We start from the raw sequence: 11,045 nt of genomic DNA on the forward strand, positions 1-11,045 counted from the left end.
GAGGAATTTAAATCTGTCTATTTTTAGTTCAAATAATAATTTCACATACCATAAAGGTAGATGTATGTAATCCAAGATCTAAAAAGAGGATGGAAATTAGAATTTGAAATGAATTTCACAGGAATTTCGTTTAAGGACTCTATCGATTTGTATTTTTGGTTTTTAGTGACTTTAGTGTAATTGTATTAATTGTAGTCGCATATGCCGTTAAAAACGAAAATAAAGAGCCGCTTTTTAGAAGAGGGCTTGAAAATATCATTACACAACAATATATAGTAAATATCTTTATAGTTTGTGATTTGCATATTAGAATTTATAATTTGTTCAATTGACATGTCCATCTCTGGGTGCTACGTTTTAAACTGGCGACAGATTTACGAGGTTTATTCTAATCGATATACAACTAGATAATCTAATGCTATGAACCGTACGTAGAGAGGGAGAAAAGAAACATGTTAAAAAAAGTAACGCCTATTATGGCTGCTGTTTTAGGAGCTAGCTTTTTACTAACAGCGTGTAGTAGTGAAAAGAAAAAAAATACAGCAAAGGCAACTGACAAGAATAAAACGAGCCAATCTATTCATTTACCGTATATAGCGGAAATTCCAACAATGGATGTCACAAAGGCAACTGACGGTGAATCTATGAACGTAATGAAAAACGTGTTCGAGGGTTTATATACGTTGGGAGAAGAAAATAAGCCGATACCAGCAGTAGCAAAATCGTATGATGTGAGTGAAGATAAAAAAACATACACATTCCATCTAAGGGATTCAAAATGGTCAAATGGTACACCTGTAACAGCTGAAGACTTCGTATTCTCTTGGAAAAGAGCTGTGAATCCTGATACAGCGGCAGAATATGCGTTTTTATTCTTCGATATAAAAAATGCAAAGAAAATTAATAGTAAAGAGTTACCTGTAGAGCAGCTAGGGATAAAAGCAATAGATGATAAAACATTAGAAATACAATTAGAACAGCCTGTTCCTTACTTCATAGATTTGACAACGTTTGCAACGTTCTTACCGATTAACGAGAAGTATTTCGAATCAAAAGGGAAGCAATATGGTTTAGAAGCAGATCAATTGGTTTATAACGGAGCATTCACATTAGATAATTGGAAGCACGAACAAGCTTTTCAGCTGAAAAAGAACCCGAATTATTGGGATGCTAAAACAGTGAGATTAGATGAGATTAACTTTGATATCGTGAAAGATAAATCAACAGAAATAAATCTCTATGAATCAGGTCAGCTTGACCGTGTAGGACTAACAGGTGAGTTTGTAGATAAATATAGAAAGAATCCTGACTTCAAGGAACGTTCTGAAGTTACAGTACAATTCCTACGTATGAATCAAAAGAATGAAGTATTAAAAAATAAAAATGCTCGCTTGGCAATCAGTCAGGCAATGAATAAGAAAGCCTTTGTAGATACAGTTTTAAATAATGGTTCTCTTCCTGCAGACGGTTTTATACCAGCCGATTTCGCTAAAAGTTCGGACGGAAAAGACTTCCGAAAAGAAAATGGGGAATTAGTAAAAGATGATGTGGATGCAGCGAAGGGAAACTGGAAGAGAGCAAAACAAGAACTAGGTAAAGAGCAGATAACGCTAGAATTACTTACAAGTGATAATGTTTTTGCCAAGAAAAATGCAGAGTATTTAAAAGGTGAATTAGAAAAGAATTTAGAGGGATTAACGGTCAATGTTAAGCCGCAGCCACGCAAGCAACAAATTCAATTGCTTCTAAATAGTGATTATGATCTAGGCGTTGATGTATGGGGTCCCGATATTCCTGATCCAATCACATTTTTAGACTTATTCACGACAGATAGTACATATAACTTTGATAAGTATTCAAACAAACAATATGATGAACTAATTCATCAAGTGAAAACTAATTTAGCTAGTGATGAAAAAGCTCGTTGGGAAGCAATGAAACAAGCTGAAAAAATCTTATTAGAAGACGGGGCGGTTGCACCTTTCTACCAACAAGGTAGATCATACTTACAACGTTCTTCAGTCAAAGGTATTGTGACAAATGATTTCGGTGGAGAATTCAACTATAAGTGGGCTGAAGTGAAGAAATAATAAAAAAAAGATACAAAGATACAAAGATACAAAGATACAAAGATACAAAGATACATGTATCTTTACTATAGAACTAAGAATATTTTATAGGGGTGAGGATTTTGAGTAAATTATTTATATTAGGGAATGGTTTTGATAGAGCTCATGGACTTCCAACAAGCTACGAACATTTTCGAGAGTATCTTGTGAAAACTTATCCTAAAGCAAGTGGTTTAAAGCCTACTTATGACGTATCAATTAAAGATATGCCTGATGGGGAAATTGGAGTGGATAATAATGAAGCTATAGCTTTTATTATTAATACAATTAATAATGTAGAAGGGGAAGAATGGTGTAATGTCGAAAGTAGTTTAGCTGATTTACCACTTGAAGACTATCTTAGTGATCTTGAAGACCTTTTCGATTTGGATGTCGATAAAGAGCTAACTAGAAATGTACACAGAAACGAAGATGCATCAAGTGCAATGTATCAGGTTATGTTGAAATTTCATGATTTTCTTGTTGATTGGGTTCAAACTATCGATATAAAGAAAACTAGTCCAAAAGAAAAATTCGAGAAATTAATTGATAGCGAAAATGATTACTTTCTCACTTTTAATTATACATATGTGTTAGAAGATATATATGGTGCTGATGGTGATAATGTCTGTCATATACATGGTGCACAATATGACTGTGCTTCTGATATCTTTTTTGGTCATGGTGATGTAAGGGATGATTTTGAAAGTTGTCATACTGGGGCTACAGAAAGTTTGCAAAAAATACATAAACTTTTAGAAAAGGATACGCATGAAGCATTAAGACGAGCGAAATATTTCTTTGATGAATTATCTTCTGTGCATGAGATATATTCTCACGGTTTTTCATTTTCACCTGTAGATTTGGTATATTTAAACCGGATTTGTAAGATTTGTAATACAGAAAAATGTACGTGGTATTTATCCGATTATGAATCTGTTATTGAAAAAGAATCGTTTAAAAATAGAATTAGAGAAGCGGGTTTTAAAGGGGATATCAAAGAATTTTCTATTCAATAAAATGAGGTGATGTCACTCCCCTCCACTAAATCACCGGAAAGGATACAAAGATACTTGTATCTTTGTATCCTAAAATTGAAAGGTTTAATAGGTAGAAATGGAGTCCCTAATGAAAGGACTCTATTTTTATAGTTTTTCTATGACATCCCTTTCATTCAGATGAATTCTTTACTCTTATTTATAAAAAATTATGAATTTCTCCCATAACTAAAAAGCAAGTCTAAAAAGAAATCATCCATTTCATGATCCTTTTTAGAAAACACATCATGATTAGCTACGATTAATTCTCTTAGAACATTGTCTAAACCTTGCGATACAATTATTAAATCCTCTTCTTTAGCTTTTAAAGCTTGACCATGTACCATTTCAGAACGAATATTATAAGCTTTTTTTACAAGTTGAGCTAAATCCTTTTTAGATTCGAAAGAAGTTCCTAACATAATTGCTACTCTTTCTGCAATTTTATGATTAACCTCTGATTTTCCAGTAGTAAATAAACATTCTAACGCATTACAATAGTTAACTATTTTTATTGGCATAACCGAACTCGATCGGGCACTTGTTGTAAAATATAAAGCTCTCAACATTCTGTTTGATCCTTTGTTTCTTAAGAGAATATCCATACCCGGATGTTTTCCTCCGAAATTTTTCTCGTTAAATTCTTCTTTTGATAAAGGAACAAAATTTTGAATAGCTGTCATTAATTCAGAATCTGAAAAAGTTGATTCCTTTTGTTCATATGTTGAATAGCTATATACTCCGGTTAATGAAGCTGCATAGGTGTATCCGTCTTCAAAATTCTTGTTATATGCAAATAAAAATCCATCAAATGCATACACATTGTTATCTTTTACTTTCCAAAGCTCATGAGTAAAATGTTCAAATTGCCTTAAAAAAGAGAAAGTGTGTTGCACTCCTACCTTATGCATTTCCTCGAAAGTATGTATATCTTCAAATTCCCCATCTATATAGGCATAAGTAGAGTTCCTAATTGATTCACTTGTAATAGACCCCATAGTATGACGAACTAATTTTGTGTCTAAGGTTTCTGATATAGATTTTGATCCATTTGAGATCCTAGCGCCTGGAAATATTTCTATTCCTTTATTTTTCACATTACTTAATTTCATGTTATGAAGAGTGGTTATAAATCTATACTTCATAAATATCCCCCTTTTTAAAATTTTCATTAACTATTGAAATATAGTTATATATAGAAAAGTTTTCCCCCTTTTGATTATAGTACGTAAATAAAAACAAAACCTACTTATATGTTATTGGAGGACGTATTTATGAATGCTAAACACTAAATTACATAGAAATATATCAAGGATAATTCAGTTCTCCTTTTACAACTAAGGCAATAAGAATAAGGCTTCCCATAGTACACCCCCTTTTATGAATGATTATTAAAAACCACGAAGGAGTAGAAAAGCATACTTCTCTACTTTTGCTAAGTTTAGGGTTGCTGAAAAATAATAAGCCGTTGATGGGTGATAGTGAGTTAAAGCACTGATGTAGCAAGGATTCTTCAACGTTGTTGCTAAGAAATAAATAGAAGGTCACCAAACTACGAAGGAGTAAAAAAGTATACTTCTCTACTTTTGCTAAGTTTAGGATTTACTAAAAAACGGATACAAAGATACATGTATCTTTGTATCCTAAAATCAAAAGGTTTAATAGGTAAAAAATGGAGTCTGTTTAAGAATCCATTTTAGTTACAAGTACTGTAGAAATATAGTATAATTTTAGTTGGGTATATTGCGTTAAAGAATCTCCATATTCTTTAATTGTGATCATAAATGGAGTGTAGAGGTAGGATTCTGCACTCTATTTTTTTGTGTTCTCCTATGAGTCTTCTAACATAATCAACTGCAATTTGTATCAAACAAACGGTTAAATCCTGATTTAAGTAATTGAAAAATCGTAGCTGTCTCATAATATACTCTTGTTGTTTTGGAGAGAAATCCTCAATCATACTTATGACAGTTTCGTATTCGAAAAAGAAGTATTTTTCATTTGCTTCTATAATAAACACATCATTCTTGATTGGGTGATTTTTGAAAAATAATTCAAAGAAAGCAACTTGTTTTTTATTTTCTTTTAGGGCATTCATAATTCACTTCTCCTTTTAAATTAAATTAGTTGCAGCATATGTAATTAAGCAGATCACTAAAATAATACCAATGAAAGTTGCAAATAGTGCAAGGAATCCAAGAGCAAACCGATATAAGAAATAAGTACCAAGTGCAATTGCTATTATGAATCCGATTATGAGGGCTAATGTTTCAATTGTATGTAAGGATATTACGTTAAAAAATACTAACCCTATGATAACTAAGGCAATAATAATTAGGGTTCTCATGGCACATCTCCTTTTGTTAATCAATTTTAGGATACAAAGATACAAAGATACAAAGATACAAAGATACAAAGATACAAAGATACAAAGATACAAAGATACAAAGATACAAAGATACAAAGATACAAAGATACGGCATAATGCGTATCTCTATATATCTTCTTTAGAACTAAGAGTTTGAAGTAGCTTCTGTTCTCTTTCAGTCAATTCGTTTTTTATAAAGTTTTCAAGTAGTTCATCTATTACCTCATATTTTTTTAAGCTTCTTAAAGTACAGATGTTTTCAATCAGACTAAATGTATCAGGAGAAACTTTTATGTTTTTACGATTTTGCGAACCAACTTGTTTTTTATGTTGGTTTGTTGCATCTGCTATAGTTTGAGAAGAGGGTGTATTATCTTCTACTTTTCTTGTGACATCAGCAGCTTCAGTAATCTTAGGATCTTTGGGTTGTTGTCTCTTTATTAAACTCACCTATATCAATTCCTTTCCCTAACTTAGTAAGTTTGTTATCTACGAAATATTTAGGAGTGTATTTGTAGTCTACAATATCTCCTTTAGTTTCAAAGAGATGAATTCTTTCTTCAAGCTCGCAGAATACATCACAGAATAGAGCTAACATTCTCTTATCATGATGATCCTCGAATTGGAACCCAATACGTGGATACCATTCTAGGCGAGCATGATTATTTATTATTGTACTAAAGACATTTTCCTCACCAAAAGTTTCAATAGTATTTTTGACAATCTCATTATGCAATGAACGTTTCTTTTGCAATAATACAGGCAAAATTCCAACTACGTTCATCTTAACAAGATGTCCAAAGTCATCCACTAAAGTTTGTAAATAATCAAAAATCAACCTTTGACTTCCCTCATAAGAAAATTGTTGAGTTTCTTGTACTACTATAACAAAGTCACTTGCTACCATAGCATTATCCACTTTAAGGTCAGTGGAAGGTGGAATATCAATGAATATGTAGTCATAGTCGTATTTAATTTTATCTAGCAACTTTGCAAAATAAAAAGTTCGATCTTCAGTAGTCTTAAAATTTTCAATTAAAAAATCTGTGTACTTTCTCATATCGTAACCGCATGGGATCATATCGAGGTTTTCATGAAGCTTTATAATGCCATCTGATAGATTACCATCTTCTAAACATTTCATTAATGTTTTTTGCATTTCTTCTATTTTGAAGGATTTTGCTAAGAATGTAGTTCCGTTTCCTTGAAGGTCTGTATCAATAAATAAAACTTTCTTATTAAATACTAGAGAAGCTACAAGAGATTCCATACAAGAGTCAGTAGTTTTTCCTACGCCCCCTTTTTGTTGGGCGTTGATTATTACGTGTCCTTTTTTCATAGAGATTCACTCCTTTTTAAATGTAACACAATTGTAATAAAAGATACATGTATCTTTGTATCCTAAAACAATCATAACACATGAGCGAATACATGAAAAGGATAAATGTATCCTTTTTTATATTTTACTATTTTTTTATAGAAAACCAAAAGATGGTTTTATCATAAATGCTGTTAAATCAACATTTTATAAGTAATTCAAATATACAGGATTAAGAGGATACAAAGATACAAAGATACAAGGATACAAAGATACAAGGATACAAAGATACAAGGATACAAAGATACATGTATCTTTTCTCTTTTTAGGGGTATATGCTAAATATGTATCTTTTTTTGATATTTACAAATAAAAAAACTTGTTGTAACGTTATAGACAACAAGTTTCTCAACACAATTTGATAATATACATAAAAAATTCGTAAGAATTTGTAGAATATATAAGACACATAAAACATTAAAAAACAAATAAAAAAAGAACGGCTGTCTAATTGAGATTTGGACGTCTCAACCAGACAGAGGAAGTAGATTTGCTTGGACACATCTCTACTTCTTGGTGAATACAATTTGCTGGACACATCTTGTATTCGATTTACGTCACTGCAGCTATCAGTGAGTAAACTTCCCAAACCGTTCTAGTTAACTATGCTATTGAGATATAAAATATCTCTTATTAGTATAGTTAATTAGAGTAGATTTGTAAAGATAGAAACCCTTCTTTAAGTGCATTTTCAAGCATGTTTAAGTATGGATTTTTCTGCCTTTTTACGCAATCTTGGGAAGTCTATTTATTAAGGTGAGCAGTGATATAACTGCTCACCTTTTTTTGTTGTAAAAAATCAGTGGAAAGGAGGTTCAACATGAATACAGTACAAAAAGCTATCGAATTAATACTACATAAAGGGTTACGAAAATATAAATCTAAAAATTCGAAAGCAGGACTAGTGTCTATTGCAAATCAAGAGAAATTTGAAAGCAAAGTGCTCAATGGTAAGAAGAATAAAAAAGGATCAATTTTTATTACTCGTAAAAAAGAAGATTTAAGCGCCAAGTTTGGAACTAGGGGCGTAGTATTATCTTCTGAAGAAGCTGTACTGGATCATGTTGGACAGGCTTCACACTGGACACCTAATGTATATAATTTCGGTACATACGGTGAAAATGGCCTTCGTACAATTGTGGGGCATACTGAAAAGAACCTACAACAAATTAACTGCTTTGTTATTGATATTGATTCAAAGTCATTCCCTATGACTGCGATTAATGATGTGGCATTAAATGCAGGTTTTGGTGTACCTACTATGATTCTTGAAACAACCAAGGGTTATCAAGTGTATTATGTGTTGGATAAAGCTGTGTACGTATCAAATAACAAGAACTATATAGCTATTAAATCAGCGAAACGCATCTCTCAAAACTTAAGAGAAATGTTTGCTGAGAGTTTGCCAAACGTGGATTTAACATGCAATCACTTTGGTTTCTTTAGAATGCCTTCAGTTAAAAATGTTGTGATGTTCTTTGAGGAAAATGTGTATACATTCAAGGAATTACAAGAGTGGAGCAAGCGCCAAGACGACAACAAGGGAAATGAACAGTTTCATAATGTGATAGAGAGTCCTTTTGTTAAAAATGCTCCTGTAGAGCAACCAAAGCAAATGGATGAATTATGGTTCAAACAAGTAATTAGCTGTACAAATGTATCTCCAAAACAAACAAAAGCAGGGCGAAACAATGCGATTTTCACCCTTTCTTTAGCGTGTTTCCAAAGTCAGTACGCTATTAAAGACACAATGGACTTAATGGATCAGTTTAATAGTAACCTAGAGCACCCGCTAGACCATACTGAAGTTAGAGGAATTGTTATGTCTGCGTACTCTGGAAAGTATCAGGCAGCACATAAAGATTACATAGAGCGCTTATTACAAACATATGGGGTGGGTGGACAGGCTTCAGCTTTCCGTACGCCTTCTGTACTTTGGAAGAAACATAAGAAACAACGTAAGGATCGTGTGCGTAGTCATTGGCATGAGTGGGAAGCTGACATTATTACTTTCTTATCGATGAATTCAAATAATAAACCTGTGCTATACTTTACACAATCAGAACTGTGCGAAGCGCTTAACATTCCACGTAGTACATTAAACACGGTTCTAAAAAAGAGTACAAAAATCTATAAAACGGTTGAGAGAAAAGGGAAAATAGCAAAAACAGGATTATCTACACTAGGCATGCTAATTACATTTGCGTTAAAAGAAAACGGCAAAAGAAGAGAGAGCTATTTAAACTACTTACAAGGGCTATTCCCTCAAATGGGTAATGTTCTTGGACAAGCAAAAACAAGTAGCGCTATGGCGGAAGAAGAGACACTATACGGCATATTAGAAGGGCTACCAGCAGGTTAATTTTTAATAGTCCACTCTGCCAATACATAATTATATCTACGATACATGGTTCGGTCAGCTAGCTATAGCGTTACAGCATTACATAGTTTATGTTTCTTTTATTCTTGGAGTTTTAGTCTTACACTATTAGGGTTATATACTTATTATGGTATGTGAAATTTACAGAAGTTTGCTAGAAAATTAGAATATTGGTGGTGCTTAATTTGGGTAAAAATTATCCTATTGATCGTGATAGTAGAGGGCGTTACAGACACTCTTATGTATTTATGAGGGGGGCTACTGTAGATATAAAGCTATTAAATCATGATGAATTGTTAAAAGGTAAAATTTCAACAATAGAAGAGTATTATTGTGTTCTTGATGTGGAGGGGAACGGTGATCCGTATCAAGTAACAGTTAATTTTTCTGAAGTTAAATATATAAGGCATGAAGAGTTTCCAACTGTTGAAGAAAGATCTCCTAAGTTTAGTGAGGGGGATAAGAAAACATCATTTGTATTTGAGATTGGTGAAATGATAGGTTGTGTATTTAAAGATGGTAAGGGGATAAAAGGAACTCTATTGTCTGAGGATGCTTATTATCTTTATGTTAAAACTGAAAAAGAGAATTACTATACAATCATGAAGGGTGCTTTATCTTATGTTACACATGTAAAGCATGATCCATTACTTGGAATGAATGACTTCTATACGGAGGAAATGAAACTAGCTGATTATCAAAAGCCTACGGAGTATGTATTTTCTGTGGGGGATACAATTACGGTTTATTTTCCTAGTGGTAAGAATGTATCCGGTGTTGTGTTGGATGAAAGTAAGTATTGGGTGCTCTTGCAGACTGAGAAGCGCCAAATAACAATTTTTAAGGGTGGCTATTCGTATTTTAGGCATGAAACATACGAGACAAAAGCTTATTTGTATGTGGGGAACAGGAAGTTAAGAAAGCAATTAAGAAGTGGAGAATGATTGTAATTTTGAAGTATTTGAGGGGGAAGCTATTCAATGGATGTTGGAAATGTTATAAGTTTACTAGGTGTGTTAGTAACAGGAATTTTTAGTTGTTTAATTTGGAGGGCGAATAAACATGCGGCAAACGCTGCTAGTGATGCGGCGGCAGCTGCTAAGGATTCTGCTAACTTAGCAGAGATTGCGTTAGAAAATCAGAAAAAGAAGGAAGATCATTTAAAGGCAGTTGTTAGGGGTGAAGTTACACATAAGATATTAGTTGTATTTGTTAATATTTTACGTATATCTAGCAAAAATAATACTAGCGAGCATTTAGATGCACTTTCTGATAATTTACAACTCCAAGGGGATTGGCACAATTATTTTTCTGTGGAGGAATGTTCAGCTATTAGAAGGGCGGAACTAGTTTTACAAACGTATACAAAAAAATATGTGGGAAATAGCACTCCTAACATTCACTTAACTTCAGCCTTTCTAGATGATACTGCAAATTTAACTGAGGAATTTCAAGGGGTTTCTCACCTACTTATGGAAACTGTGTTAGGGAAAAAAATAAGTGATATATTAGGTGATAAATAGTTGAAAGTTTAGTTATTTATTTTTGAGAACCGTCTCTTTGCTGACAGGCATTGACGGTTCTTTTTTGCATTATTGATAAAACCCTAAATACATATTCTATGAGAATTGTATACTATTTCATTTCATACCAAGCGCTTCTTTCTATTTTTTAAATTTTATGGAGGCATTTATGAACATCATAGAACAACAAGAAATTATTGCAACTTGGTTTATATATTTGTAAAATAAGTGAATACAAAATAGTAAAAACC

General features: G+C 32.6%; 10 protein-coding genes. 5 read left to right on the forward strand and 5 right to left on the reverse strand.

All coding sequences use genetic code 11. The features are described 5' to 3' along the window. Window positions 1-452 precede the first annotated feature (452 nt). Entirely contained in the window at window positions 453-2,090 is a 1,638-nt protein-coding gene (locus DN392_RS28190; protein ID WP_149238227.1) for a peptide ABC transporter substrate-binding protein, read from the forward strand. A 92-nt stretch (window positions 2,091-2,182) separates the two neighbouring features. Further along, a complete protein-coding gene (locus tag DN392_RS28195) occupies window positions 2,183-3,127 on the forward strand; it encodes a bacteriophage abortive infection AbiH family protein (RefSeq protein WP_149238228.1) in 945 nt (314 codons plus the stop codon). A 188-nt stretch (window positions 3,128-3,315) separates the two neighbouring features. Here the strand turns inward: DN392_RS28195 and DN392_RS28200 are convergent, their stop codons facing one another. The 5 genes from DN392_RS28200 to prgP all read right to left on the reverse strand — a co-directional run bounded on the left by DN392_RS28200 (window position 3,316) and on the right by prgP (window position 6,852). After that, on the reverse strand, window positions 3,316-4,290 hold the full coding sequence (locus tag DN392_RS28200) for a HEPN domain-containing protein (protein WP_000877288.1): 975 nt from the start codon (window positions 4,288-4,290) through the stop codon (window positions 3,316-3,318). A gap of 623 nt (window positions 4,291-4,913) precedes the next feature. Then, window positions 4,914-5,243 carry a hypothetical protein gene (locus DN392_RS28205; RefSeq protein ID WP_149238229.1) on the reverse strand — a complete coding sequence of 110 codons (330 nt, stop codon included), beginning with the start codon at window positions 5,241-5,243 and terminating at the stop codon, window positions 4,914-4,916. Between the two features lie 15 nt (window positions 5,244-5,258). Further along, entirely contained in the window at window positions 5,259-5,492 is a 234-nt protein-coding gene (locus tag DN392_RS28210) for a hypothetical protein (RefSeq protein ID WP_001259525.1), read from the reverse strand. Between the two features lie 147 nt (window positions 5,493-5,639). Further along, complete coding sequence (locus DN392_RS28215) at window positions 5,640-5,963, reverse strand: hypothetical protein (protein WP_000052609.1); 324 nt, start codon at window positions 5,961-5,963, stop codon at window positions 5,640-5,642. Beyond that, window positions 5,926-6,852, reverse strand: a complete 927-nt coding sequence (gene prgP, locus DN392_RS28220; protein ID WP_000715265.1) for a ParA superfamily DNA segregation protein PrgP — start codon at window positions 6,850-6,852, stop codon at window positions 5,926-5,928. The genes DN392_RS28215 and prgP overlap by 38 nt, the downstream gene beginning before the upstream one ends. Window positions 6,853-7,711: 859 nt before the next feature. Here prgP and repS point away from each other — a divergent pair. The 3 genes from repS (at window position 7,712) to DN392_RS28235 (ending at window position 10,794) form a co-directional block, all read left to right on the forward strand. Continuing rightward, window positions 7,712-9,253 carry a replication initiation protein RepS gene (gene repS / locus DN392_RS28225; RefSeq protein WP_149238230.1) on the forward strand — a complete coding sequence of 514 codons (1,542 nt, stop codon included), beginning with the start codon at window positions 7,712-7,714 and terminating at the stop codon, window positions 9,251-9,253. Between the two features lie 203 nt (window positions 9,254-9,456). Next, window positions 9,457-10,215 carry a hypothetical protein gene (locus DN392_RS28230; protein WP_149238231.1) on the forward strand — a complete coding sequence of 253 codons (759 nt, stop codon included), beginning with the start codon at window positions 9,457-9,459 and terminating at the stop codon, window positions 10,213-10,215. A gap of 36 nt (window positions 10,216-10,251) precedes the next feature. Continuing rightward, on the forward strand, window positions 10,252-10,794 hold the full coding sequence (locus DN392_RS28235; RefSeq protein ID WP_149238232.1) for a hypothetical protein: 543 nt from the start codon (window positions 10,252-10,254) through the stop codon (window positions 10,792-10,794). Window positions 10,795-11,045: the final 251 nt, after the last annotated feature.

Source organism: Bacillus sp. BB51/4 (genome assembly GCF_008368845.1).
GTDB lineage: Bacteria > Bacillota > Bacilli > Bacillales > Bacillaceae_G > Bacillus_A > Bacillus_A wiedmannii.